We start from the raw sequence: 24623 nt of genomic DNA, 5'->3' as shown, positions 1-24623 counted from the left end.
GGGGTGAGTTACCCCCGCCCCGCGTTGACCGAATGTTGGACGGTTAGTAAGTTTCCCACGTGTCCACCGAAAGTACCGCCGACTCCAGTCCCCTGGTCAAGATCCGATCACTCCTGCCCGGGCTGGCCCGGGCGGAGCAGCGGGTCGCCAAGGTCGTGCTGGACAACCCGGCGACCGTCGCACACCGCAGCATCACCGAGGTCGCCGAGGCCGCGGGCACCAGCGAGACCACGGTGACCCGGTTCTGCAAGGCGATCGGCGTCGGGGGCTACCCGGAGCTGCGCATAGCGCTGGCCGCCGACACGGCCCGCACCTCGATGCGCCCCGATCGCGACCTGGGCGGCGACATCGGCCCCGGCGACGACATGCGCCAGGTGGTGGGCAAGGTGGCCTTCGCCGACGCGCGGGCGGTCGAGGAGACCGCCGAGCAGCTGAACGTGGAGACGCTCGAAGCGGTGGTCGAGGCCGTCGCGGGCGCGGGCCGGGTGGACGTCTACGGGTTCGGCGCGAGCGCGTTCGTCGCGTTCGACCTCCAGCAGAAGCTGCACCGGATCGGGCGCACCTGCTTCGCCTGGAACGACACGCACATCGCGCTCACGTCGGCCGCCGTGCTGACCGGGGCCGACGTCGCGGTCGGGATATCGCACACCGGCTCCACCTCCGAGACCGTGGAGGCGCTGCGGGTGGCCAAGGAGCACGGCGCGACCACGGTGGCGTTGACCAACTTCCCGCGTTCGCCGATCAGCGAGGTCGCCGACCACGTGCTGACCACGGCGGCGCGCGAGACCACGTTCCGCTCGGGCGCCATGGCCAGCCGGATCGCCCAGCTCACCGTGATCGACTGCCTGTTCATCGGGGTCGCCCAGCGGCACGTGGACAGCGCCAAGACAGCCCTCGAAGCGACGTACGACGCGGTGTCGGGGCATCGCCTCGGCGCCCGACCGGATGGCAGGCGACGCCGGGAGTCCGGTAAATGACGCCGCCCCGGCACGATGTCGCGGTCCGCGTGGACTCACCCACCGAGGCCAGGAACCCGCGGACGGAGGACATCGACCGGCTCTCCACGCTGGACGTGCTCCGCCTGATCAACGCCGAGGACCACCTGGTGCCCGGGGCGGTGGCCGCCGTGCTGCCCGAACTCGCGCGCGCCGCGGACCTCGCCGTGGGCGCCCTGCGCGCCGGTGGCCGCGTGCACTACGTCGGCGCGGGCACGTCGGGCCGGCTGGCCACGCTGGACGCCGCCGAACTCGTGCCGACGTTCAACGCGCCGCCGGACTGGTTCGTCGCCCACCACGCGGGCGGCCGGGATGCCCTGGTCAACGCCGTGGAGGACGTCGAGGACCAGGGGTCCGACGGCGCCGCCGAGATCCGCAAGCACGCGGCGGCGGGCGACCTGGTCGTGGGCGTCACGGCGTCGGGCCGCACGCCGTTCGTGATGGCCGCGCTGGAAGAAGCTCGGACGCTGGGCGCGCACACCGTGCTGGTCTCCAACAACCCGACCGCGCCCGCGCCCGTCGAGGTGGACGTGCTGATCGCGGTCGACACCGGCCCGGAGGCGATCGCGGGGTCCACCCGGATGAAGGCGGGCACCTCGCAGAAGCTGGTGCTGACTTCGTTCTCCACCGCCGTGATGGTCCGGCTCGGCCGCACGTACTCGAACCTGATGGTGTCGATGCGCGCGACCAACGCCAAGCTGCGCGGCCGCACGGTGCGCATCCTGCGTGAGGCGACCGGCCTGGACGAGCACGAGTGCACGACGGCGTTGGCCGACGCGGGCGGCGACCTGAAGGTGGCCTTGGTGCACCTGTTGGCCGACGTCCCCGCCGCGCGCGCCGCCGAGGCGTTGGAACGCACTCAAGGGCACGTCCGGATGGCGCTCAGCCAGCTAGCACCGGGCGCCACGGGATAGGCGTCGAGAGCACCATCGCGCTGGACGTCTCGCCGTAGCCGCCCAGCCGCACCAGCAACCGCTCCAGCTCGCTGATCGACGTGGTCACGACCTTGACCACCGAGCAGATGTCGCCGGTCAGCCGCACCACCTCCACCACCTCGGGGCAGTCGTCGAGCAGCTCCGGGTGCACGGTGATGCACCGCGGGCCGTAGCACTTCATCCGCACCAGGGCGACCACCGACCGCCCCACCGCCGTGGGGTCCACGGTCGCCCGGTAGCCGGTGATGACGCCCGCGTTCTCCAGCCGCCGCACGCGTTGCGCGACCGTCGGCGGCGACACGTGCACGCGCCGTGCCAACTCGTTGTACGACAGCCGCGCGTCCTCTTGCAGGGCCTCCAGCAGGCCCCAATCCACGCCGTCCAGTTCGATGCTCACGACCACAAAGCTACTCGCGCCATCTCCTTTCGTTTGTAAGAACTTCTCGACGCAACGCCGTCCGTTGCCCATTCAATTCACCCGAAGGCGCGGTCATGATGGAAGGCATGACTTGTCCGGTCGCACCCAAACTCGATTTCGGCGGCACGACGCCCTACGAGGACTACGTGCACGCCTCCGTGCTGCACTCGCTGCAACAGCAGTGGTCCAAGGACCCGCGTGAGATGTCGTTCCTGGTGATCACGCAGGTCATGGAGCTGTACTTCGGGCTGCTGTGCTTCGAGTGGCGGCAGGCCAAGACCGAGCTGCGCGCCGACGACCTGCGTGCCGCGGTGCGCACCCTGCGCCGCAGCGAACTGCACATGCAGGCGCTCAACGCGGCGTGGCGGCCGATCGCCCGGATGACGCCCGCCGAGTTCAACTCGTTCCGCGACGCGCTCGGCGAGGGCTCCGGCTTCCAGTCGGGCCGGTACCGCGAGGTGGAGTTCCTGCTCGGCGAGAAGTCCCGGTCGATGCTCGTGCCGCACCGCGCCGTGCCGCAGCAGCACGACGCGCTCGAAGCGCTGCTCGACGAGCCGAGCCTGTACGACGACGTGCTGGCCGCCCTGCGGCGCCAGGGCCTGCCGATCCCCGCCGACGTGCTGGAGCGCGACGTCAGCCAACCGTACGAGCCGAACGCCGAGGTGGAGGCCGTGTGGGCGGACATCTACCGCGGCGGGTCGCGTGACCTGCTGGAGCTGGGCGAGGCGTTGACCGACATCGCCGAGGAGTTCGCCCGCTGGCGCTACGACCACCTGCTCGCCACCCGCCGTTCGATGGGCGCGAAGACCGGAACCGGGGGCTCCGCGGGGGTTGCGTGGTTGGAGAAGCGCACGCAACGCTCTGTCTTCCCCGAGCTGTGGACGGCTAGGAGTCACGTATGACGCGCACGACCGACCCGCTGGCGCACGTTCGCGACCTGTTCGACCTCGACGACGACGTGGTCTACCTGGACGGCAACTCCCTGGGAGCGCCGCCGAAGGCCGTCGCCGAACGGGTGCAGGACGTGGTCCGCAACCAGTGGGGCCGACGGCTCATCCGGAGCTGGTCGGAGGGCTGGTGGGAGGCGCCGGAACGGGTCGGCAACCGCATCGGGCGGCTCGTCGGGGCCAAGCCGGGACAGGTCGTGGTGGCGGACTCGACCAGCGTGAACCTGTTCAAGGCGCTGATGGCGGCGGTGCGCAACACCGACCGCATGGAGATCGTGGTGGACGCGGGGACGTTCCCGACCGACGGGTACATCGCGCGGTCGGTGGCGGAGCTGACCGGTCTGGCGTTGCGGCCCGCGCCGCCGGAGGAGCTGGACCTGCGGGACACGACGGCGGTCGTGCTGCTCAACCACGTCGACTACCGCACGGGTCGGCTGCTGGACATGGCGAAGCTGACCGAGCAGGCGCACGCGGTGGGCGCGAAGGTCGTGTGGGACCTGTGCCACAGCGCCGGCGTGCTGCCGATCGAGCTGGACGCGCTCGACGTCGACCTCGCCGTCGGCTGCACGTACAAGTTCCTCAACGGCGGGCCGGGCTCGCCCGCGTTCCTGTACGTGCCCAAGCACGCCCAACCGACGTTCGACCAGCCGTTGACGGGGTGGACGGGCCACGAGGTGCCGTTCGCGATGTCGTCGGAGTACACGCCGGACCCGGGCGTCTCCCGTGCCCGCGTGGGGACGCCGGACATCATCTCGATGCTCGCGCTGGACGCCGCCCTGGACGTCTGGGACCACGTGGACCTGAAGGACGTGCGCGCCAAGGGCCTGGCCCTGACCGCCCACTTCCGCGCCCTGGTGCAGGACCTCCCCGGCATCGAGGTGATCACCCCGGCCGACGAGTGGCGCGGCCACCAGGTCTCACTCCGCCACCCCGAAGCCGCCCGGCTCATCGACGAGCTGGTCGAACGCCAGGTCATCGGCGACCACCGCCCACCGGACCTGCTGCGCTTCGGCTTCGCCCCGCTCTACAACACCTTCGACGACGCCGACCGCGCCGCCACCACCCTGAAAGAACTCCTCTGACCCACGAGAGTCCAACGCCCAGCACCAGCGTGTCCTACCTCCAGAACGCGCGTGTCCTACGTTCACGTCCCGCGTGTCCTACGTTCAGGTACCCCGAGTTCAACGCTCAGGACGGCCACCCGTGTTCTGAGCGTTGAACTCGGGTGTTCTGAACGTAGGACACGGTGGTCCTGAACGTAGGACACGCGCGTGCTGGAGGTACGACACGCGGGTGCTGGAGGTACGACTCGCGAGTTACGGGGTGGCGGCGTCGGCGATGCTGCGGGCTTCACGGGCGCCGGCGGTCAAGGCCTCGCAGTAGAAGAGGACCCAGCGGGCGATGCCCTCGGGGTCGCCGGTGGAGAAGCCGTGCAGGGCGGAGGCGTAGTCGTTCTGGCGGCGCAGGCACAGCACCTCGGGCACGCCCAGCGACTTCGGGTCCAGGCCGGTCGCGATGGACGCGAGGCGGGACGCCGCACGCGCCACCACGCCGTTGGCCGTGTCGAACGGCGCCAGCGACATCAGCTCCCCGTGCACCACGGCCACCAGCAGCGGACCGGGGACGGAAGTGCCGCCGGTGACCAGCTCGGAGACCATCCCCAGGCGTTCCGAGACACCCGGCGCGGCGCGGGGGCGGCCCAGTTCACCGCCCAGGTCGGCGGCCGCCAGCACGTGCAGCCGCGCCAACGCCTGCAACGGCGCCCGCTGCCACGTCGGGAACACCGCGCCCAACGACTCCGCCACCCGCAACGCACCCGCCAGCACGGGATCGGACACGGTCCCGTCGGACGGGATGGCGGTCGGCCCGCCGTCCAGCGCCGCCGACGCACGGGCGGCGCGCACGGACGCCTCGGCCGCGGTGGTCGCCCACCCGCGCAGGTTCACCCGGTGCCGGTGCACCTGGAACACGGCGTCGCGCGCCGCCACGACGGCGTCGGCCACACCGGGCAGGTCCAGCAGCGGAGCAAGCGGATCGGTCACGCCGGAGCACACTACCCGCCGGTAAGTGGCCCTTCACAACTAGTCGGAAATGGATATTCAAGATAGCCACTGACCCGAGTTACCGTCCGATCATGAACTGGTACGACCGCCCCGTGCTCACCGGCGACCACGTCCGCCTCGAACCCCTCACCACCGATCACGCCGAGGGCCTGCACGAGGCGGGCAAGGACCCCGAGGTGTGGACCTGGCTCAGCTCGCCCCAGCCGGCCACGGTCGACGAGACCCGCGCGTACATCGAACGCGGGCTCGCCGACACCACCCGCCTCGCCTGGGCGCAGATCGACCCGCGGACGAACGAGGTCGCCGGCACCACGTCGTACTACGAGATCGACCCGAAGCACCGCGGCCTCTACATCGGCCACACCTGGATCGGCCCGCGCTGGCAGCGCACCGCCCTCAACACGAACGCCAAGTTCCTGCTCCTGCGCCGCGCCTTCGAGGACCTCGGCGCGCTGCGCGTCGGCTGGCACACCGACCTGCGCAACGAGCGCTCGCAGCAGGCCATCGAACGCCTCGGCGCGACCCGCGAGGGCATCCTCCGCGTGCACCGCATCCGCCCGGACGGCACGCTGCGCGACACGGTCGTCTACTCGATGACCGCCGCGGAGTGGCCGGAGCTGAAGGCCAGGCTGACGACGTGACGCGCGTCACGGAGGGTGCCGCTGGTCGCAACCTACGTGTCGTTCGGCGGCACCGCAGTGGTCACGCGGCACGGGCCGGGTTACACAGTTACCCACGCGTTTCGAACTCGGCCGAAATTGGTCTGAACCTTTTGGGTGCGCAGTGAGCTGAATCGCACTACGGTCAGTGCGCATCCCCACGGATTCAGGAGGTCCGCCCACCATGACAGAGCCGCAAGCCGCCCTGGACAACCTGTCGACGGAGACCAGGACGTTCCCGCCCGGCGAGGAGTTCGCCGCGCAGGCGAACGCCACCGCCGCCCTCTACGAGGAGGCGGACGCCGACCGCGAGGCGTTCTGGGCGAAGCAGGCCGAGCGGCTGTCCTGGGACACCAAGTGGGACCGGGTCCTCGACTGGTCGAACGCGCCGTTCGCCAAGTGGTTCGTCGGCGGCAAGCTCAACGTCGCCTACAACTGCGTCGACCGGCACGTCGAGTCCGGTCACGGCGACCAGGTCGCGATCCACTGGGAGGGCGAGCCCGGCGACAGCCGCACCATCACCTACGCCGAGCTCCAGCGCGAGGTCTCCAAGGCCGCCAACGCGCTCGTCGAGCTCGGTGTCGGCGCGGAGGACCGGGTCGCCATCTACATGCCGATGGTCCCCGAGGCCATCTTCTCCATGCTCGCCTGCGCCCGCCTCGGCGCGATGCACAGCGTGGTGTTCGGCGGGTTCTCCGCCGAAGCCCTGCGCACCCGCATCGAGGACTCGCAGGCCAAGCTGGTGATCACCACCGACGGCCAGTACCGGCGCGGCAAGCCGGCGGCGCTCAAGCCCGCCGTGGACGAGGCCGTGGCCAACGCCAAGAGCATCGAGCACGTGCTGGTCGTCAAGCGGACGAACGACGACGTCGAGTGGACCGAGGGTCGCGACGTCTGGTGGCACGACGTGGTCGAGCGCCAGTCCGACCAGCACACGCCGGAGGCGTTCGACTCCGAGCACCCGCTGTTCATCCTCTACACGTCGGGCACCACGGGCCGCCCCAAGGGCATCCTGCACACCTCCGGCGGCTACCTGACCCAGGCGTCGTACACGCACCACAACGTGTTCGACCTCAAGCCCGACACCGACGTGTACTGGTGCACCGCCGACATCGGCTGGGTCACCGGGCACAGCTACATCGTCTACGGCCCGCTGTCCAACCGCGTCACGCAGGTCGTCTACGAGGGCACGCCCAACACCCCGCACGAGGGCAGGCACTGGGAGATCGTGCAGAAGTACGGCGTGTCGATCTACTACACCGCGCCGACGCTGATCCGCACGTTCATGAAGTGGGGCGCGGACATCCCCGCCAAGTACGACCTGTCGAGTCTCCGCGTGCTGGGCAGCGTCGGCGAGCCGATCAACCCCGAGGCGTGGATCTGGTACCGGGAGACCATCGGCGCGGGCAAGACCCCCGTGGTGGACACCTGGTGGCAGACCGAGACCGGCGCGATCATGATCTCGCCGCTGCCCGGCGCCACGTCCACCAAGCCCGGTTCGGCGCAGCGCCCGCTGCCCGGCATCGGCGCGAAGGTCGTGGACGACCAGGGCAACGAGGTGCCGCACGGTGGCGGCGGCTACCTGGTGCTCGACCAGCCGTGGCCGGGGATGCTGCGCGGCATCTGGGGCGACGACGAGCGCTACCGCGACACGTACTGGTCGCGGTTCGGCGACCAGGGCTACTACTTCGCCGGTGACGGCGCGAAGTACGACGCCGACGGCGACATCTGGCTGCTGGGCCGGGTGGACGACGTGATGAACGTGTCCGGGCACCGCATCTCCACCACCGAGGTCGAGTCCGCGCTGGTCTCGCACCCGACGGTGGCCGAGGCGGCGGTGGTCGGCGCGACCGACCCGACCACGGGCCAGGGCATCGTGGCGTTCGTGATCCTGCGCGGCGGCGTGGCCGAGGGCTCCGACGGTGCGGAGGCGATCAAGGCGCTGCGCGAGCACGTGGCCAAGGAGATCGGCCCGATCGCGAAGCCGCGCCAGATCATGGTCGTGCCGGAGCTGCCGAAGACCCGCTCGGGCAAGATCATGCGCCGCCTGCTGCGCGACGTGGCGGAGAACCGGCAGGTCGGCGACGTCACCACGCTCGCGGACTCGTCGGTGATGGACCTGATCTCGAACGGCCTGAAGTCCGGCGCCTCCGAGGACTGAGCGCGGCAGGACTGAGGATCGAGCACGTCGGAAGGGGTCCGCCGATCGTCGGCGGACCCCTTCCCGGGTTAGGATCACTCCCGGTGAGCCGGGAAGCCTGGTCGGCACGAGGATGAGTCGTAGCCGAACCACCGGAGTCGATCTTGAACCGCATTCGCCCGACCGCCGCCGAGTTCGCGCGCTACCTGCGCACCGAGACCGTCGGCGGGATGATCCTCCTCGCGGCCACCGCCGTCGCGCTGATCTGGGCGAACTCGCCGATCTCCGGCAGCTACACGGCGTTGCGCGACTTCCACCTCGGGCCGGAGTCGCTGCACCTGAGCCTGAGCGTCGGCGACTGGGCCAAGGACGGCCTGCTCGCGATCTTCTTCTTCGTCGCCGGGCTGGAGCTCAAGCGCGAGCTCGTGATCGGCGAGCTGAACGACTTCAAGTCGGCGATCCTGCCGGTGGTGGCCGCGGCCGGCGGCATGGTCGTGCCCGCGGCGATCGCGCTGGGCGTCGGGTGGGGCGAGCCGGGCGTGGAACGGGCGTGGGCGATCCCGGTGGCCACGGACATCGCGTTCGCGCTGGGCGTGCTCGCGATCACCGCCTCCGGTCTGCCGAACAGCCTGCGGTTGTTCCTGCTCAGCCTGGCCGTGGTGGACGACCTCGGCGCGATCCTCCTCATCGCGGTGCTGTTCACCGCGTCGTTCAACCTGGTCGCGGCGGCCGCGGCGGTCGCGTTGCTGGCGCTGTACGCGCTCCTGCAGCACAAGCGCGTGACGACACCGTGGCTGTACGTACCGATCGCGCTCGGCACGTGGGTCGCCGTGCACGCCGCGGGTGTGCACGCCACCATCGCGGGCGTCGCACTGGCCCTGCTGACCCGCGTGCGCAAGGACCGCTACGAGCACGAGGCGCCGGCGCTGCGGTTGGAGCACCGGTTGCAGCCGTGGTCGGCGGCCGTGGCGGTGCCGGTGTTCGCGCTGTTCGCGGCCGGTATCCCGGTCGACGGCGCGGTCCTGGGCTCGCTGTTCTCGGACCGGTTGGCACTGGGCGTGATGCTGGGCCTGGTGGTGGGCAAGGTGGTCGGCATCGTGGGCGCGTCGGCGTTGGCGGTGCTGTTCAAGGCCGCGGTGTGGCCGAGCGGTGCCGGACCGCGCGACATCTTCGCGGTGGCGATGCTCGGCGGCGTCGGGTTCACCGTGAGCCTGCTGATCGCGGACCTGGCGCTGGACGGGCCGGCGGCCGAACGGGCGAAGGCGGCCGTGCTGCTGGCGTCGTTGACGGCGTCGCTGCTGGCCGCGGTTCTGCTGGTGCGACGGAGTCGGGTGCACCAACGCGCCGATGACGACGAGTAATCCGCAGTGGATCAGCCGGTCGGGCGGCCCCCGGCCGGCGTGCATGGCACGATGAGCCGGTGACCAGCGCTCGGGAGAACACCAACGGCAGCGGACTGCCACCTGTTCCGTCGATCCCGTTGACCGCGGAGAGCGCGGTCAAGATCGCGGAGGAAACGTCCATCGGCGGGCTGGTGCGCGACGCCACGGCCCACCTGTCCACCTTGGTCAGGGCCGAGGTGGAGCTGGCCAAGTCCGAGGTCGCGGGCGAGATCAAGAAGGGCGTGAAGGGCAGCGTCTTCTTCATCGTCGCGCTGACGGTGCTGCTGTTCAGCTCGTTCTTCTTTTTCTTCTTCGGCGCGGAGCTGCTGGACGTGTGGCTGCCCCGCTGGTCGGCGTTCCTCATCGTGTTCGGGCTGATGCTGCTCACCGCGGTGCTGTTCGCGCTGCTGGGCTACCGCAAGGTGAAGAAGCTGCGGGCGCCCCAGCGGACCATCGACTCGGCCAGGGACACCGTCGCGGCCCTCCGGCACCGCGGCGAAGACCGCGAAGGCCGCTGAGCCACGCCGTGCGGCTGCCACCGGACCCGTCGACCGCTCGGGTGCCCGGCCCGTGGACGCACCGCGACGTGTCCGCGAACGGCATCCGCCTGCACGTCGCCGAGCTCGGCGAGGGCCCGCTCGTGCTGCTGCTGCACGGGTTCCCGGAGTTCTGGTGGACCTGGCGGCACCAGCTGGTCTCGATCGCCGAGGCGGGCTACCGGGCGGTGGCGGTGGACCTGCGCGGCTACGGCGACTCGGACAAACCCCCGCGCGGGTACGACGGGTTCACGCTCGCCGGTGATGTCGCGGGCCTGGTGAAGGCGCTCGGCGAACCGCGGGCCCACCTCGTCGGCCACGCGTGGGGCGGCATGCTCGCGTGGACGGTCGCCGCCATGCACTCCCGGCTGGTCTACTCCGTGACGGCGGTGGCCGCGCCGCACCCGCTGGCGCTGCGCCGTGCGATCCGCCGCCACCCGCGCGGCCAGGGCCGGGCCAGCGCGCACCTGTTCCGCTCCCAGCTGCCGGTGTACCCGGAGCGGTGGCTGACCAAGGACCGCGGCGCGGCGGTGGCCGGGATGCTGGAGGCGTGGGGCGGTCCGAAGTGGAGGGTGTCGCCCGAGTTCGACGAGGTGGTGCGCCGCAACCGCGAGGCGTTCCTGGTGCCCGGCGTCGCGCACAGCTCGATGGAGTACCAGCGCTGGGCGGTGCGGTCCCAGCTGCGCGGCGACGGCCGCCGCTTCGCCGAGGCGGTGGACCGCCGGCTGGACGTCCCGGTGCTCCAGCTGCACGGCGCCCTCGACCCGGTGGTGCTGGAGTCGACCGCGTCGGACTCGTCCCGGTGGACGGGCGCGCGCTCGTCGTACCGGGTGCTGCCCGAGGTGGGCCACTTCCCGCACCAGGAGGCGCCGAACACGACGAGCCGGATCATCACGGACTTCCTGGCGAAGGTCTGACCGGGAGCTCCGGCCGGTCCGACTACGCCGTCAGCTTCCGCTTGAGCGCGCCGACGAGCCCGACCAGCTCCGCCGGGCTGCCGCCCCGGTAGACGAGCCCCGCCGGCAGGTCGTCGGGCAACCGGCCGCAGTCCAGCAGCAGGATCCGGTCCGGGTGCCGCGCGGCGACCGAGTCGTACTCGACCCGCGTCCAGTGCTTGGCCGCGTAGACCTCGGTGCTGAGCACCAGCACGTACCGGCTGCGCACGCCGTAGGTGTTGGGCAGCAACCGGGTCAGGTCGCCGCCCCACAGCGCCGCGTCCTGGTCCGGCGCGTAGAACACCTTGAACTCCGCGCGCAGCTGGTGGTTGAGCTGCCTGGCCAGCGGCTCGTCCTCGGAGGCGTAGGAGATCGCCAGGTCGAACACCAGCTCGTCGGGGTCGCGCCCGAGCAGCCACTCGGTGAACAGCCGCGGGCCGCGGGTGAGCCGACCGCCCGAGAACCGCAACGCGCCGACGCTGCGACCCAACCGGACCGCTTCGCGGTGCCGTGACCACGGCGGACGGCGCAGCTCCTCGCGCGTCAGGCCGCCGTCGGGCAGGTCGCGCACGAGCCGCCGCCCGGCCTCGCCCAGTTGCCGCTCCCACACCGGGAACGTGCCGACGACCTGGTCGAACACGTCGTCCACCGCGTCGTCGAACGGCGTGCCGTCGTGCAGCTCGGCGAGCAGCCGGGTCGTCAGCCACGCGTGGCCGCCGCCGTGGTCGAGCAGCCGGTCCACGTCGGCTCCGGGGGTCGGCGCGGCCAGTTCGGCCACCGCGTCGCGGTCCAGCGGGTCGAGGAACTTCGGCTCGGCCGTGTTCAACGGCGGCGAGCCCCGGTCGTCCGGGTCGCGGAACAGCGCGAGCACCGGTCCGCCCGCGAGCAGGATCGCGATGTCGTCACGCAGGTGCGTGTCGTCCAGCCAGCGCAGGAACGCGAAGAACCCCGGTCCCCACGCGGTCGCCAGCACCCGGTCCGCCTCGTCCACCACGAGCGTCACCGGTCGCCGCGCGGCCAACGCCTCCGCCACCTCGTGCCGGGTCGCCGACGCGTGCGCCGTCTCCTGCCTGCCTTCCACGGCGCTGAGCAGCGCGCCCAACGCGGCGCTCTCCGAGGACGTGTCCCAGCCCATCACGTCCGTGCGCACCAACCACCTGCGCTCGCTCGCTAGGTGCCGGGCGAAAGTCGACTTGCCGACTCGTCGACCGCCGATGAGCAGCGCGGAGCGGCCCTGCTCCAGCATCCCGGCCACCTGCGCGAGCTGGGCGTGGCGGCCGACGAACAACGCCGACGAGTAGTACGGGTTCACCCCGCCTCCCCGTCCAGCAGCCACTGCCGGAACAGGCCGATGCGCACGCCGTCGCCGTCGACCAGGCCCTGCGCCCGCAACGCGGCCCGCGCCTGCCGTTCGGCGGCACGGGGCACGAACTCCGGCACGGGCCGGTCGTGCACGACGGCGAGCACCACCTCCCGCTCGACCGGGGTCATCAGCTGCCACAGGTTGTTGCGCAGGAAGAACCCGACCGCGTCGGTGTCCTCCAGCCGGTCGAGGCCCGCGCGCAGGCCCTCCACCGCCAGCTCGTAGGGCCGCCGCCGCTGCCGGTACGCCTCGCCCGCCAACGTCCGCACCAGCGACGGGTGGCCGCCGGTCAGCTCGAACAACTCGCCGACGAAGTCGGTGCCGACCACGTCGACGCCCATCGCGCCGGCCAGCGACAGCACCATCTCGTCGACCGCGTCGCCGTCGAGCATCGGGACCGGCGTCTCCTGGAAGAACGAGAAGAACGGGTTCGTGCCCGCCGGGCCGAGGTCGTTGGCGCGGTTGACCTCCGCCCGCAGGTCCGCGGCGATCACCACCAGGTGCCGGTGCTCGCCCTGCGCCAACGCCCGCAACGCGCCCGCCGCCAGGACCCACTGACGGGCCGCGTGGTCCTCGCCGGGCGCGGGGAAGACGCGTTCCAGCTCGTCCAGCACCACCACGACGGTCGTCGGCGAGTCCAGGTGCCGTTGGCGGCGGTCCAGCTCGTCCTCCAACTCCGTCGCCGTCCCCGGCCGCGCCGGCTCGAACGGCCAGTCGCCGCGCTCGACCCGTCCCCACCGGTCGAACGCCCGCAGCACCAAGGAGAACAGCTCGCGCGGCCAGTCCTCCCGGTGCCGGTCGAAGCGCTGGAGGTCCACCTGGCACACCGGCCGGTCGACCAGGTGCTGGCGCAGGATGTTGAGCAGGCTGGTCTTGCCGACCTTGCGCAGCCCGGTGACCAGGACGTGCTCGTTGCGCCGCAACGCGCTGCCGATCGTGTTGAGCAGCACGTCCCGCCCGTACAGGAACCGCTCGTCGATCAGCGCGTTCCTGGTGTCGAACAGGTTGTCCCGGTTGCCGTAGTCGCGCTCCAGCTCGCCGAGGAACGCACCCACCCGTTGGTCGGCGAGGGCGGCCCGCAACGACCGCACCGTGATCGCGACCGCCGGTTTGCCGCCGACCCTCATCTGGTCCAGCGCGATCTGCGCCTCCCGGCTCAGCTCGCCCACGTGCACGAAGTAACCGAGGCCGCCGTGGGGGATGTGCTCGGCGAACCGGTCCAGCTCACCGCCGGTGGGCGCCACCTCGGTCGAGATCCACACGGGTCCGGGGTGCAGCAGCGTCGACGTGTCGGGGTCGGGGCGCAGCGGCCGGTGCGCGGCGGCGAACGCCTCGACCACCATGTCGCGCACGTCCGCCAGCTCGTCGTGGCTGAACGCGCCGTCGCGGACATCCGGCGCCGCGCGGTAGCGCACGCGTTCCTGCCGGGCGCCGATGGCGTGCCGCACTTCCTCCGCCACCCGCCGCAACGATTCCGGCGAGGAGAAGTCGACTGTGGCGCTCACCCTGCTCGCCAGGCTGTGTGGCAGCCGCCGCCGCGACGCGTCGGTGGTGAGCACCGGAATGAGCAACATGCCGGAGAACTCCGCCGCTTCGATCTCGCGCAGGGTCCACGGTGACAGTTCCTCCCCAGTCACGAGCACCACCATGGCGTCGGACGTATCCATCCTCAGCTCGATGGTGTCCTGGAACGAGTCACCGATCTGGACCTTGTCAGTGTCCAGCCACACGCCGAGCCCGACGGACCCCAACGCTCCGGCGAGTTTCTCGACCAGCTCGTGGTCGCGGAGCTGGTACGAGATGAAGACCTGGGGCACGGTGAGTAATCGTGCCGTGACCCGGATCGGTTACGACGCGCAGGTCTGGGTGGACACCCGCCGCACCATCGTCGGCGCCTTCGACACTTCCTCCGCGACCTCGTCCGCCGTCAGCACGAACCCGGTCTCCTGGTCGTCCACCGCCGCGCCGAACACCACGCCCATCACCCGGCCCTGCGGGTCGACCAACGGCCCGCCGGAGTTGCCGCTGCGCACCTTCGCCCGCACCGTGTACACGTCCCGCGTCACGGTCTGCGCGTCGTAGATGTCCGGCCCGCGCAGCATCTTGATCCGCTCGCGCACCCGCGCCTCGGACGCCGTGTACGGGCCGTCCAACGGGTAGCCGAGCACGATCCCGTCCTCGCCCGGCGCGATCTCGTCGGTGCGGAACTGCAGCGGCGTCGCCTCCAGGTCCGGCACGGCCAGGATCGCGATGTCGGTCTGCGCGTCGTAGTGCACGACCGTGGCGTCGAACTCGCCGATGCCGACCTCGACCGTCACGTCGGTGGTGCCCGCGACCACGTGCGCGTTCGTCATCACCCGCTCGGGCGAGATGACGAAACCCGTCCCCTCCAACGCCCGCGAGCACGACGGCGCGCGCCCGCGCACCTTCAGCACGCTGGGCTCCAGCTTCCGAACGATCGGGTTCCCGCTCAACGCCGGGTCCGGCGGACCCACGTCCCGCAACGGGGTCTGGTCGAACGGGTCCATCGCGGCCGGGAAACCGGACACGTCGAACAGGGTCTGCAGGTCGTCGGCCAACGTCCGCGCCGCCTGCGGCATGGTGTCGTCGACGGTGGACAGGATCACCGACTGGTTGAGCGCCTTCGCCAGCGACGGCAGGCCCGCGACCATGGTCAGCGGCAGCGCGATCATCCACGCCACCACGAACACCACCGCGCCCTGCACGATCGCGCCCAGCGCGTTGTCCGCGCCGCGCAACGGGCTGGAGTTGACCCGAGGCTTGATGGTGCGGCCCACGTACACGCCCAGGGTCTCGCCCAGCGCCACCAGGAGCACCACGATGCCGACGGCGAACACGACCTTGGTCACCACGTTGTCGAACTGGGCGACGACCAGCGGTGCGACCTGCGTGCCGAGCGCCAGGCCGAGGAGCACGCCGACGAACGCGGGCAGCGCCACGACCATGCCCTGCCGCGCGCCGGACACCGCGGCGAAGGCGGCCAGCGCCAGCACCAGCAGGTCAACCCAGTTCACTCACACCTCCACCGCGCGCAGGGCCAGGTCGAGATCACGCACGTCCCCGGTGTCCCAGGGCCGTTCCCACCCGCCCAGCGCGAGCAGGCCGTCGAGCAGGCCGGCGGTGAAGCCCCACACCAGCATGCCCGGCGCGGAGAACGCCGGACCGACGTAGCCCGACGGGTGGCTCACCCGGAAGCGGTTCGCCGGGTCCGCCAGGTGCGCGATCGGCACCCTGGCCACCGCGGCGGTCTCGGCCGGGTCGACCGGCGCGACCGGCGACGGCGCGTCCCAGTGCGCCAGCACCGGCGTGACGACGAACCCGGACACCGGCACGTACAGCTGCGGCAGCGTGGCCACCGGCCGGACGCCCTCGCGCAGCACACCGGTCTCCTCGAACGCCTCGCGCAGCGCCGTGTCCACCGGTCCGTCGTCGGTGGGGTCGGCGGCGCCGCCGGGGAACGCGACCTGGCCGGGGTGCGAGCCGAGGGTGTCGGCGCGGCGCAGCAGCAGCACGTCGGGGCCGCCGGGGCCTTCACCGAACAGCATGAGCACGGCGGCGGGCCGTCCGGTGCCGTCGGGTGGCGGCTTGATGCGGGTGAAGGCGCGGGCGTCGGTCCCGGCGGTCGCCCGGACCAGCCCGCTCATCCACCCGGGGACGTCGTCCGGGTCGACCAGGGCCGTCATCCGACCACCTCGCGCACCTGGTCGACCGACGTGAAGACGACGGGGTCGGTCATCTGGGTCAGCGAGCCGTCCGCGCCGACGACGTAGCTCAGGGGCAGCGTCCGGGGCGCGCGGACGGCCTTGCGCACCGCGTCGGCCGGGTCGACGACCGACGGCAGGTGCACGCCGAGTTTCGCCAGCAGCTCCAGACCGTCCGCCTCCTTGCTCTCCACCAGGACCGCCACCACCGGCACCGCACCGGGCTCACGCGCGTAGGCGTCCAGCACCTTGAGCTCCTCTTGACAGGGAACGCACCAGGTGGCCCAGAAGTTCACCACAGCCCGTCCGGTCACGGTGGACGCCACGTCGACCGGGCGGCCGTCGCCGAGGCACGTGACCGCGACACCGCGCAGCTGCTCCGGTCCTGGACCGTCCGGCGGGCCCTGCGGGCAAGGCCTGAGCGCGGCCCGTGCCCGCGCGCCGTCCACGTCGTCGGTGACGGGGCTGCGCGTCGGGATCGCGCCCTGATCGACCGGGGCCGGTGACCGCGGCCACAGCGCGACCACGCCCGCCACCGCCAGCACCAGGACGACGACGGCCCACCGCGCTGCCGCGCTCACGCCAGCTTCTCCCCCGCCCGAACGCGTTCGGCGAGCTCGATCAACCGCGGCGCTTCCTCGCCCTTGACGAGCTTCTGGGCCTTGACCGGGTCGACTTGCCCGATGCCGTAGGACGGGCACTGGGGCGCCAGCAGGCACGCGCCGCAGGCGGGCGTGCGGGCGTGGCAGACGCGGCGGCCGTGGAAGATCGTGCGGTGCGAGAGCAAGGTCCACTCCTTGCGCTCGACCAGCGCGCCGATCACGTGCTCGACCTTGACCGGGTCCTCCTCCTGCGTCCAGCCCCAGCGGCGCACGAGCCGGCCGAAGTGCGTGTCGACCGTGATCCCCGGCACACCGAAAGCGTCGCCCAGCACCACGTTCGCGGTCTTGCGGCCCACGCCGGGTAGCGTCACGAGGTCTTCGAGCCGGCCCGGCACCTCGCCGCCGAACCGCTCGACCAGCGCGGCGCCCAGGCCGATCACGGACGTCGCCTTGTTGCGGTAGAAGCCGGTCGACTTGATCAGCTCTTCGAGCTCGGCGCGGTCCGCGGACGCGTAGTCGGCGGCCGTGGGGTAGCGCTTGAACAACGCCGGCGTGACCTGGTTCACCCGCACGTCGGTGGTCTGCGCGGAGAGCACCACCGCGACCAGGAGCTGCAACGGGTCGGCGAAGTCCAGCTCGCAGTGCGCGTCGGGGTAACCCTCGCCGAGGACCCGGACCATGCGACGCGCCCGGCGGACCAGCCCCAGCCTCGTCTCCGGCTGCTTCACCGCGCTCTTCGCCATGCGACGAGGTTACTGGCCCTCCGCTTCGCCGGGCGGGAGCGGGTTTGGCCCGGCACGATCACGGGCAAGCAACCACAGGCCGATCGCGCACGTCCCTATAACGACCTCGAACCGACACGCCAGAGTGACCCCCCTTGACCGCGCGCCGAACCGGATGCGCAAGGATCGGAGCCATCATGACTGCCTGGTTCGTCATCGCCGTTCCGATCGTGATCATGTTCTTCGCGCTCTTCATGGAGCGCGTTGAAGCTCGTCTGCGGCACGTCGCCGTGCAGGAGGACGAGGTCGAGGAGTTCCTGGAGTCGGCGCGCCCCGACGAGGTCAGGGCGCTCTACGGGCACGGCATCGGCCGCGCGCTGGAACTGTTCCGGCTGCGCAGGCTGGGCGGTCGTGCCAGGAACCTGCGTCAGCGGCGCACCCGCCGCTAAGCGGGGTAGGACCGGCGAGGCCCACGGGGTCAACCCCCGCGGGCCTTATCGGGCTGTCCGGGCTGGTTGGCGGCGCGCCGAAAGGCGATCCCGACCACAGCCCTTAGACTGCACTCAGTGATCGGCGGCAGGCGCTGATCCGCCAGAAGGCGGAACGCGCTCAACCATGCCGCCGCGTCTCGACAGGAGGGACGAGGTGGACGAGACCCTGGCCCGCGCGGGCATTTTCCAGGGGGTTGAACAGGCCGCAGCGGAGGCACTGGCGCAGACGCTGGAGTCTGTTGAATTCCCGCGTGGCCACGTGATCTTCGCGGAAGGCGAGCCGGGCGACCGGCTCTACATCATCCAGTCCGGCAAGGTGAAGATCGGCCGCAAGTCGCCGGACGGCCGGGAGAACCTCTTGGGGATCTTCGGACCGTCCGACATGTTCGGCGAGCTGTCGATCTTCGACCCCGGTCCGCGCACGTCCACCGCGACCACGGTGACCGAAGTGCGCGCGGTCAGCATGGACCGACCCGCGCTGCGGCAGTGGATCACCAACCGGCCGGAGATCGCCGAGCAGCTGCTGAGGGCGTTGGCCCGCAGGCTGCGCCGGACGAACTCCATGCTGGCCGACCTGATCTTCACCGACGTGCCCGGCCGCGTGGCGAAGGCGTTGCTGCAGCTCGCACAGCGCTTCGGCAGCCAGGAGGCCGGTCTGCTGCGGGTCACCCACGACCTGACGCAGGAGGAGATCGCCCAGTTCGTGGGCGCCTCGCGCGAGACGGTGAACAAGGCCCTGGCCGACTTCGCCCACCGCGGTTGGCTCCGGCTGGAGGGCAAGAGCGTGCTGATCCTCGACCCCGAGCGCCTGGCCCGCCGCGCCCGCTAGCGGCGTCGAGAAGCACAACAAGACCGGGCGCCGCCCCCGACGCGGCGCACCGGTCTTGTTGTCGCACGGCCCATCCCCCGACAGACCGTGCTCTTTCCACACCTCCGGCGCCCGCAGGCCCCGACCCTCGTAGCGCCGGAAGGAGGCTGGGTTACCCGCCTCGACCTCGGTCGAAACGGGGTGGCAGTGGGAGTGGCTCCTCCCACGATCGCACGCCACCCACCCCGCAACTCAAGGCCGTTCACCCTCAAGGACCCTCTGTTCAGCGGTTTCTCGGGGTGGTTTCACCCGGTCATCCCATTGTTGTGATCCAACTGCAACCAACTCCCACCGGGTGGACGGTCCAAGACCATCCGGAGCACCGGGAAGAGCCGGTGACGGATCGCACCGGCAATTGACTGGTACGTACGTACCACTGTCGGCATACTGGTACGCATGTCCCACTCTGCCCGCCTCTCCGACTACCGCACCGCCCTGACGACCCCCGGCATGCGCGGCCCCGTGGTCGCGTCCCTGCTCGCCCGCCTGCCGATCGCGATGGTCGGCCTCTCGCTGCTGCTCTACGTGCAGCGCGAGACCGGTTCGTTCGCCGCGGCGGGTCTGGTGTCGGCGGCGTCGCTGGTGGGCGTCGCGGTCGGGTCGATCGTGCAGGGCAGGTTGATGGACCGGCTCGGGCCGACCCGCCCGTTGCTCACCGCGGTGTCGTTGTTCGCGGTCTTCGTCGCGCTGGCCATCGCCGCGGTCGAGGCGGGCGCGGCGCTGACCGTGCTCGTGCCCGTCGCGTTCCTGGTCGGGCTCAACGAACCCATGGTCGGCTCCGCGTCCCGCGCGCTGTGGTCGCAGGTGCTGCCCGCCGGGCCCGCGCGGCTGGCCGGGTACGCCTACGAGGCGATCAGCATGGAGGTGTTCTTCATCCTCGGCCCCGGCCTGGCCGGACTGCTGGTCGCGGCGCCGTGGGCGGGCACCGGCGTGGTGATCGGCGCGGCGTCGATGGTGGTCGGCGCGCTGTGGTTCGCGCTGAACCCGACGGTGCGCGGCGTGCGGCCGGTGGCCATGAGCCGGAACCTGCTGGGCGCGTTGGCGTCACCGGGGATGCGCACGGTCGCGTTGGCGGCGTTGGGCTTCGGCGTGACGATCGGGTTCATCGAGGTCGCCGTGCCCGCCGCCGCCGCGCAGGCCGGTCACGTCGGCATGGGCGGCCTGCTGCTGAGCCTGTGGTCGGTCAGCTCGGTGCTGTTCGGCATCCTGTACTCGATGAAGCCGTTCCCGCGGGCGATGCACCTGCGGCTGCCCGTGCTGCTCGGCGGGTTCGCGGTGCTGTCGCTGCTGCTCGCCGTGCCGACCGGGTTGATCGGCCTGGGTGCCGCGCTGCTCGTGGTCGGCACCCTGATCACGCCGCAGGCCACCACCCACTCGGCCGCGATCGAGCAGGTCGCGCCCGCCGGGACCGCCACCGAGGCGTTCGGCTGGGTGGTGACGGCGGTGACCGTGGGGTTGGCGATCGGGCAGTCGGCGAGCGGCCAGCTGGTCGAGTCCTACGGCACGGGCGCGGCGTTCGTCGCGGCGGCGGTGTCGGGCTTCGCGATCGCGGTGCTGGTGTGGGTCTTCCGCGGCACCGTCGCGGCGGGCGTGCCGGTGTCCCGCGAGGACCTGGCCCTCGTGGGCCGCTGATCCCACGGAATTGTCGGTGGTCGGGTCTACCTTCTGCCCCATGGACCTGACCGCCACCACCGCCGACCTGGCCGCTGCCGCCGCCGACGTCGCCCGACTCCTGCCGACCAGGGTGTACGACCCGGTGCTGGCCGGCCTCGTGCTGCGCGCTTCCGCCGACGGGGTCGAGCTGGCGGGCAGCGACCGCGAGCACGCCGTCCGCCTGACCCGTGCCGCGACGGTGCACGCGGACGGTGCCGTGGTCGTCCCGGCGCGCCCCCTGGCGGACACCCTGCGCGGCCTGGCGGACCCCCAGGTCAGACTGGTCGTCGAGGGGTCGCGCCTGGCGGTGCGGACGTCGACGGCCCGCTTCGCCCTGCCGTTGCTCGACCTGGCCGCGCACCCCGGCATCCCGCCGCTGCCGCCGGCGGTCGGCACGATCTCCGCGCGTGCGCTGGCGGGTGCGCTGGTCCCGGTTTCCGGTGCGGCGTCGAAGGACGACGCCCTGCCGGTGTTCACCGGCGTCCGGATGCACGGCGTGGCGGGGCGGCTGGAACTGATCGCCACGGACCGTTACCGGATGGCGTTCGCATCGCTACCTTGGGCGGCGACAGGGGAGTTGGACGTCCTGGCGCCGGCGGTGGTGCTGGCCGAGGCGTCCAGGCAGCCGGGCCGCGCCGCCGACGTGACGGTGCACGCCAATGCCGACCGCATCGCCCTGTCGTGGGCGGGTGGGAGCGTGAGCACGGCGCTGCTGGCGGCCCCGTTCCCCGACGACCGAGTGCGGAAGCTGCTGGAGGCGGTCATCGACAGCACGGTGGTGGTGGAAGCCGATGTGCTGGCCGGCGCGGTGCGACGGGCAGTGCCCTACACCGGGCCGCACGGTTCGGTCACCATCCAGGTGGACGACGGGGAGCTGCGGGTGCGCGGCAGCGATCCGCAGAGCGGTGAGTCGGAGGAGTCGGTGAAAGCGACCGTCGACGGCAACCGGGTGACGAAGACGTTCCAGGCGAGGTACCTGGCGGATGCGCTGCGGGCGTTCAGCGGCCGCCGGGTGGAACTGAAGATCCAAGACGGTCTGCGCTCCACCGTCCTGACGAGCCAGGTGGGCGAAGACGGTGTAGAACTCACCTACCTGGTCGTACCCCTGCGCACCGTCTCTTAGCCTCAGAACTGGCCGAACGTGGCCGACCTGATCAACTTCAGCAATCCGGGAAGGCGTTCCTGCGCGTATTGCTCGGCCTCCGCACGCAGGTTGTCATCGGGCAGTGGAAGCGACTCGCCAGCCGGATCGACGGTCCTATCGTAATGTCGACACAGCACACTGCCGTACTTCAGGTCGTCCACACCAGAAGCCTCGAACGCCAGCAACAGTGGCAGAACTTCACTCTTCAGGTGCCGTCGCACACCGGGAACGGCATGAGCGAAATCTTGGAAAACCGAGGCTCCGACTCCTCTGCCGATGGCTTTCAGCTTGTCGGCCCACACGCGCCCGTCGAACGTCATCGACGCCGCAAGAGGAAGCAGTCCACCGTCATCGACACAGCGCGACAGAGCGTTGAACGTTCGTACCAGCACGCCTATGCGGCTGTACGACAGGGCGCGCTGAGCGAGCACGATGACGGCGTCCCATCCCTTGATCTTCTCAAGTTTCGAGACGACGGCGAGCTCTACCCCGTGCGACAGTCCGCCCAGGTAGTCGCCGTGCAGGATGTCCCACAACTCCTCGACAGTCAGGACTTGGGTACGGACCTTCTCTTTGAGCTCGGCCGCCTGCCCGATCCGTCGGTAGTGCCAGGGGTTGGCCATCTTGGTCAACTTGAGAATCGACTGCTGCACTGCGTCGGCCGACCGCATGTCGCGGTAGTACTTAGCCTTGAGGTCGAGAGGGAGCAATTCCGGAGACATCTCCGGCGCAAGGGCCGGGATCACCACCACCCCCAGCGCCTCGATCTCCGAGGTGATTCCACAGTTCAACTCGTATTTGACCCAATTCGACGTGAGCGCATCCGTGGACATCAGGACCAGCAGGTATCGGGATTGGCCGATGCCGCTGACGATCCGATCCCGCAGGTAGTCGCCGGGCTGCATCTCCCAATCATCGAACCACACCCGCAGCTGCGATCGCCGAAGCTTTACCGCGAGCGCCTGGACGAATTCGCGCTGACGGTGGGAATAACTGATGAAGAGGTCGTACTCCGGGTGGCCCGCCAACGAACTCTCCCGCCCTTGGTCCATCGCCGCCGAGATCGAGAACTGCCGCGGATTCGAGCCTACTCAGGCGTCGCGTAGGTACTCCAGCTGCGCCCGCACCGACCACTCCGCCGCCGGCCACAGCGAACGATCGACGTCCGCGTACACCAGCTCCACCACCTCGCGCGCCGTCGGCGAGCCGCCCAGGTTCGCCACCGCCGCCCGGACCTGCGCCAACCGCTGCTCCCGGTGCACCAGGTACCCACCCGCGGCAGCCACCACGTCCGGCAGCTCCGGCCCGTGCCCCGGCAACCCGATCGTGCCCGCCGGAAGCGTGGTCAGCAGCCGCAACGACTCCAGGTAGTCACCGAGCCGACCATCCGGGTGCGCCACCACCGTCGTCCCCCGGCCCAGCACCGTGTCCCCGGTCAGCACCGCGTCGTCCAACCGGAAGCACACCGAGTCGGCCGTGTGCCCCGGCGTCGGCAGCACCAGGATCGACAACCCCGCCGCCTCGATCACGTCCCCCTCCGCCAACCCCTGCCCACCCAGCCGGAACGCCGGGTCGACCGACCGCACCGGCGCACCCACCTGTCGCCCGAACGAACGTGCCCCATCCGAATGATCCGGATGACCGTGCGTCAGCAACACGACCTCCACCGGCGCCTGCTCCGCGATCCGCCCCAGGTGCACCGGATCCGCCGGCCCCGGATCGACCACCACGCACGACGACGACCCGGGCGCACGCAGCACCCACGTGTTCGTCCCCTCCAACGTCATCACACCCGGGTTCTCCGCCAACAGCACCGCCGCCGTGGGCGTGACCTGCCGCAACACCCCATAAGCGCTCACGGCACGACCACCCGCACCACGCCACCGTCCCGCACCAGCTTGGGGATCACCTTCGACACCGTCCGCGACTCCGACAACACCGCCGCCACCGACCCCAACTCGTCCAACTCCGCCAACGTCACCCAAGTGGGCGGCATCAACGCCCGCCGCCCGGCCTTCCAGTCACCCAGCGCGTCCGAGGGCCGCTGCCACGCCGCGTCCGAGGCCTCCGTCGTCACCCCGTCCGCGCTCTGCCCGGCGGGCAGCACCGCCACGAAGAAGAACGTGTCGTACCGCCGCGGCTCCTCCACCGGCGTCAACCAGTTCGCCCACGGCCGCAGCAGGTCGGCTCGCAGCACCAACCCCTCCGTCGCCAGGAACTGCGCCAACGACAACTCCCGCGCCACCAACGCCGCACGCGCCGAGGCATAGGCGGCCGTGTCGGCGACGACCGACGACGTAGACGGCCCGGCCAACAACACCCCGGACTCCTCGAACGTCTCCCGCACCGCCGCGCACACCAACGCCGTGGCCAACTCGACGGAACACGCGAACCGCTCGGCCCACCACGACGGCGGCGGCCCGGTCCACGCCACGGACGTGTCCGCGTCGCGCCGGTCGACCCCACCGCCGGGGAACACCGTCATCCCGCCCGCGAACGCCATCCCGGCCACCCGCCGCAGCAGGAACGCCTCCAGCCCGGCCGCACCGTCACGCACCAGCACCACGGTCGCGGCGTCACGGGGTTCGACGGGCGGACCGGTGAAGTCCTCCGGGATCGCGCTCGCCGGCAGCACCAGTTCCTCGGGTAGTTCGCGCACCACCCGAGCCTACGAGGATCATCCGCGTGTGGACACCACGCGCAAAGGCTGCCTAGTCAACGTCCTGCTGTTCGTCGTGGGCGCGATCGTGGGCACGGGCCTGACGGCCACGGCGGCCGTCCTCCTCTTCCTCCCCGGCACCTCCACGACCAGCACGAACGAGGGCACGCCGAACGTCTACGTCAAGGAGCGGTCCAGTCTCGTCGGCGGCACGGACCGCGAGGTCTGGCTCGGCCGGTCGCCCGACCACGGGCACTTGGTGGAGATCCCCGACGGCTGGGACGACAGCCCCGATGTCGAACGCCGACCGGACGGCGTCGAGCTGAGGTTCGACAACGGCGGCCGGATCTTCGTCCCCGAATCGACTTACATCGGCGGCCGATGAAAGG

25 protein-coding genes are annotated in these 24623 nt (G+C 71.2%); 14 read left to right on the top strand and 11 right to left on the bottom strand.

The window, feature by feature from the left end:
* Positions 1-59 precede the first annotated feature (59 nt).
* Both AB0K14_RS02590 and murQ read left to right on the top strand, forming a co-directional pair.
* Positions 60-977 carry a MurR/RpiR family transcriptional regulator gene (locus AB0K14_RS02590; protein WP_360454791.1) on the top strand — a complete coding sequence of 306 codons (918 nt, stop codon included), beginning with the start codon at positions 60-62 and terminating at the stop codon, positions 975-977.
* Entirely contained in the window at positions 974-1909 is a 936-nt protein-coding gene (gene murQ, locus AB0K14_RS02585; protein ID WP_360454788.1) for an N-acetylmuramic acid 6-phosphate etherase, read from the top strand. Before AB0K14_RS02590 ends, murQ begins: the two co-directional genes overlap by 4 nt.
* Here the strand turns inward: murQ and AB0K14_RS02580 are convergent.
* On the bottom strand, positions 1878-2327 hold the full coding sequence (locus tag AB0K14_RS02580) for an Lrp/AsnC family transcriptional regulator (RefSeq protein ID WP_360454785.1): 450 nt from the start codon (positions 2325-2327) through the stop codon (positions 1878-1880). The genes murQ and AB0K14_RS02580 overlap by 32 nt on opposite strands.
* Positions 2328-2434: 107 nt before the next feature.
* Here AB0K14_RS02580 and AB0K14_RS02575 point away from each other — a divergent pair, with 107 nt between their 5' ends.
* Positions 2435-3250 carry a tryptophan 2,3-dioxygenase family protein gene (locus AB0K14_RS02575; protein WP_360454782.1) on the top strand — a complete coding sequence of 272 codons (816 nt, stop codon included), beginning with the start codon at positions 2435-2437 and terminating at the stop codon, positions 3248-3250.
* The gene (gene kynU / locus AB0K14_RS02570; RefSeq protein WP_360454779.1) at positions 3247-4377 is read left to right on the top strand and encodes a kynureninase; all 1131 of its coding nucleotides are present in this window, start codon (positions 3247-3249) and stop codon (positions 4375-4377) included. Before AB0K14_RS02575 ends, kynU begins: the two co-directional genes overlap by 4 nt.
* A gap of 234 nt (positions 4378-4611) precedes the next feature.
* Here the strand turns inward: kynU and AB0K14_RS02565 are convergent, their stop codons facing one another.
* Positions 4612-5337, bottom strand: a complete 726-nt coding sequence (locus AB0K14_RS02565) for an oxidoreductase (protein ID WP_360454777.1) — start codon at positions 5335-5337, stop codon at positions 4612-4614.
* 92 nt (positions 5338-5429) lie between these two features.
* On the opposite strand from AB0K14_RS02565, the gene AB0K14_RS02560 reads away from it, so the two are divergent.
* From AB0K14_RS02560 to AB0K14_RS02540, 5 genes are all read left to right on the top strand, one after another.
* A complete protein-coding gene (locus AB0K14_RS02560) occupies positions 5430-5999 on the top strand; it encodes a GNAT family protein (protein WP_360454774.1) in 570 nt (189 codons plus the stop codon).
* A 202-nt stretch (positions 6000-6201) separates the two neighbouring features.
* On the top strand, positions 6202-8178 hold the full coding sequence (gene acs / locus AB0K14_RS02555; protein WP_360454771.1) for an acetate--CoA ligase: 1977 nt from the start codon (positions 6202-6204) through the stop codon (positions 8176-8178).
* 143 nt (positions 8179-8321) lie between these two features.
* Entirely contained in the window at positions 8322-9518 is a 1197-nt protein-coding gene (gene nhaA / locus AB0K14_RS02550) for a Na+/H+ antiporter NhaA (protein ID WP_360454768.1), read from the top strand.
* Positions 9519-9577: 59 nt separating this feature from the next.
* Positions 9578-10057: a phage holin family protein gene (locus AB0K14_RS02545; RefSeq protein ID WP_360454766.1), complete on the top strand. Its 480-nt coding sequence runs from the start codon at positions 9578-9580 to the stop codon at positions 10055-10057.
* Positions 10058-10065: 8 nt separating this feature from the next.
* Positions 10066-10992 (top strand): alpha/beta hydrolase, encoded by a 927-nt coding sequence (locus AB0K14_RS02540; RefSeq protein ID WP_360454763.1) that lies wholly within the window; start codon positions 10066-10068, stop codon positions 10990-10992.
* A 22-nt stretch (positions 10993-11014) separates the two neighbouring features.
* Here AB0K14_RS02540 and AB0K14_RS02535 read toward each other — a convergent pair whose 3' ends face one another.
* Genes AB0K14_RS02535 through nth form a run of 6 tightly spaced genes read right to left on the bottom strand, consistent with a single transcriptional unit; the run spans position 11015 to position 17440 of the window.
* The gene (locus AB0K14_RS02535) at positions 11015-12322 is read right to left on the bottom strand and encodes an AAA family ATPase (protein ID WP_360454760.1); all 1308 of its coding nucleotides are present in this window, start codon (positions 12320-12322) and stop codon (positions 11015-11017) included.
* Positions 12319-14190 (bottom strand): toll/interleukin-1 receptor domain-containing protein, encoded by a 1872-nt coding sequence (locus AB0K14_RS02530; protein WP_360454757.1) that lies wholly within the window; start codon positions 14188-14190, stop codon positions 12319-12321. The genes AB0K14_RS02535 and AB0K14_RS02530 overlap by 4 nt, the downstream gene beginning before the upstream one ends.
* A 30-nt stretch (positions 14191-14220) precedes the next feature.
* Positions 14221-15408 carry a MarP family serine protease gene (locus tag AB0K14_RS02525; RefSeq protein ID WP_360454754.1) on the bottom strand — a complete coding sequence of 396 codons (1188 nt, stop codon included), beginning with the start codon at positions 15406-15408 and terminating at the stop codon, positions 14221-14223.
* A complete protein-coding gene (locus AB0K14_RS02520) occupies positions 15409-16077 on the bottom strand; it encodes a CoA pyrophosphatase (RefSeq protein WP_360454750.1) in 669 nt (222 codons plus the stop codon). It abuts the gene before it with no gap.
* Positions 16074-16676, bottom strand: coding sequence for a TlpA disulfide reductase family protein (locus tag AB0K14_RS02515; protein WP_360454747.1), 603 nt, complete (start codon positions 16674-16676; stop codon positions 16074-16076). The genes AB0K14_RS02520 and AB0K14_RS02515 overlap by 4 nt, the downstream gene beginning before the upstream one ends.
* Positions 16673-17440 (bottom strand): endonuclease III, encoded by a 768-nt coding sequence (gene nth, locus AB0K14_RS02510; RefSeq protein ID WP_360454744.1) that lies wholly within the window; start codon positions 17438-17440, stop codon positions 16673-16675. Before nth ends, AB0K14_RS02515 begins: the two co-directional genes overlap by 4 nt.
* Before the next feature lie 176 nt (positions 17441-17616).
* On the opposite strand from nth, the gene AB0K14_RS02505 reads away from it, so the two are divergent.
* The 4 genes from AB0K14_RS02505 to dnaN all read left to right on the top strand — a co-directional run bounded on the left by AB0K14_RS02505 (position 17617) and on the right by dnaN (position 21554).
* Positions 17617-17868 carry a hypothetical protein gene (locus AB0K14_RS02505; RefSeq protein WP_015097743.1) on the top strand — a complete coding sequence of 84 codons (252 nt, stop codon included), beginning with the start codon at positions 17617-17619 and terminating at the stop codon, positions 17866-17868.
* A 196-nt stretch (positions 17869-18064) separates the two neighbouring features.
* A complete protein-coding gene (locus AB0K14_RS02500) occupies positions 18065-18739 on the top strand; it encodes a Crp/Fnr family transcriptional regulator (protein ID WP_033441932.1) in 675 nt (224 codons plus the stop codon).
* Positions 18740-19174: 435 nt separating this feature from the next.
* Positions 19175-20410, top strand: coding sequence for an MFS transporter (locus AB0K14_RS02495; RefSeq protein WP_360454741.1), 1236 nt, complete (start codon positions 19175-19177; stop codon positions 20408-20410).
* A 40-nt stretch (positions 20411-20450) separates the two neighbouring features.
* Complete coding sequence (gene dnaN, locus AB0K14_RS02490) at positions 20451-21554, top strand: DNA polymerase III subunit beta (RefSeq protein WP_360454738.1); 1104 nt, start codon at positions 20451-20453, stop codon at positions 21552-21554.
* 2 nt (positions 21555-21556) lie between these two features.
* On the opposite strand, the gene AB0K14_RS02485 is transcribed toward dnaN, so the two are convergent.
* From AB0K14_RS02485 to AB0K14_RS02475, 3 genes are all read right to left on the bottom strand, one after another.
* Positions 21557-22603 carry a toll/interleukin-1 receptor domain-containing protein gene (locus AB0K14_RS02485; RefSeq protein WP_360454736.1) on the bottom strand — a complete coding sequence of 349 codons (1047 nt, stop codon included), beginning with the start codon at positions 22601-22603 and terminating at the stop codon, positions 21557-21559.
* A gap of 63 nt (positions 22604-22666) precedes the next feature.
* On the bottom strand, positions 22667-23434 hold the full coding sequence (locus AB0K14_RS02480; protein WP_360454733.1) for an MBL fold metallo-hydrolase: 768 nt from the start codon (positions 23432-23434) through the stop codon (positions 22667-22669).
* Entirely contained in the window at positions 23431-24234 is an 804-nt protein-coding gene (locus AB0K14_RS02475; RefSeq protein WP_360454730.1) for an NUDIX hydrolase, read from the bottom strand. Before AB0K14_RS02475 ends, AB0K14_RS02480 begins: the two co-directional genes overlap by 4 nt.
* 28 nt (positions 24235-24262) lie before the next feature.
* Here AB0K14_RS02475 and AB0K14_RS02470 point away from each other — a divergent pair, with 28 nt between their 5' ends.
* A complete protein-coding gene (locus tag AB0K14_RS02470) occupies positions 24263-24619 on the top strand; it encodes a hypothetical protein (RefSeq protein WP_360454728.1) in 357 nt (118 codons plus the stop codon).
* The last annotated feature ends 4 nt before the right edge of the window (positions 24620-24623 follow it).

The sequence above is a fragment of the Actinosynnema sp. NPDC050801 genome (genome assembly GCF_040673975.1).
Classification (GTDB): Bacteria; Actinomycetota; Actinomycetes; order Mycobacteriales; family Pseudonocardiaceae; genus Actinosynnema.
This window is presented reverse-complemented; position numbering and strand designations above follow the sequence as displayed.

Coding starts and splice junctions, on each gene's coding strand:
- AB0K14_RS02575 (WP_360454782.1), top strand. CDS start 2,435: ATGACTTGTCCGGTCGCACCCAAACTCGATTTCGGCGGCACGACGCCC.
- AB0K14_RS02505 (WP_015097743.1), top strand. CDS start 17,617: ATGACTGCCTGGTTCGTCATCGCCGTTCCGATCGTGATCATGTTCTTC.
- nth (WP_360454744.1), bottom strand. CDS start 17,440: ATGGCGAAGAGCGCGGTGAAGCAGCCGGAGACGAGGCTGGGGCTGGTC.
- kynU (WP_360454779.1), top strand. CDS start 3,247: ATGACGCGCACGACCGACCCGCTGGCGCACGTTCGCGACCTGTTCGAC.
- AB0K14_RS02520 (WP_360454750.1), bottom strand. CDS start 16,077: ATGACGGCCCTGGTCGACCCGGACGACGTCCCCGGGTGGATGAGCGGG.
- dnaN (WP_360454738.1), top strand. CDS start 20,451: ATGGACCTGACCGCCACCACCGCCGACCTGGCCGCTGCCGCCGCCGAC.
- AB0K14_RS02560 (WP_360454774.1), top strand. CDS start 5,430: ATGAACTGGTACGACCGCCCCGTGCTCACCGGCGACCACGTCCGCCTC.
- murQ (WP_360454788.1), top strand. CDS start 974: ATGACGCCGCCCCGGCACGATGTCGCGGTCCGCGTGGACTCACCCACC.
- AB0K14_RS02495 (WP_360454741.1), top strand. CDS start 19,175: ATGTCCCACTCTGCCCGCCTCTCCGACTACCGCACCGCCCTGACGACC.
- acs (WP_360454771.1), top strand. CDS start 6,202: ATGACAGAGCCGCAAGCCGCCCTGGACAACCTGTCGACGGAGACCAGG.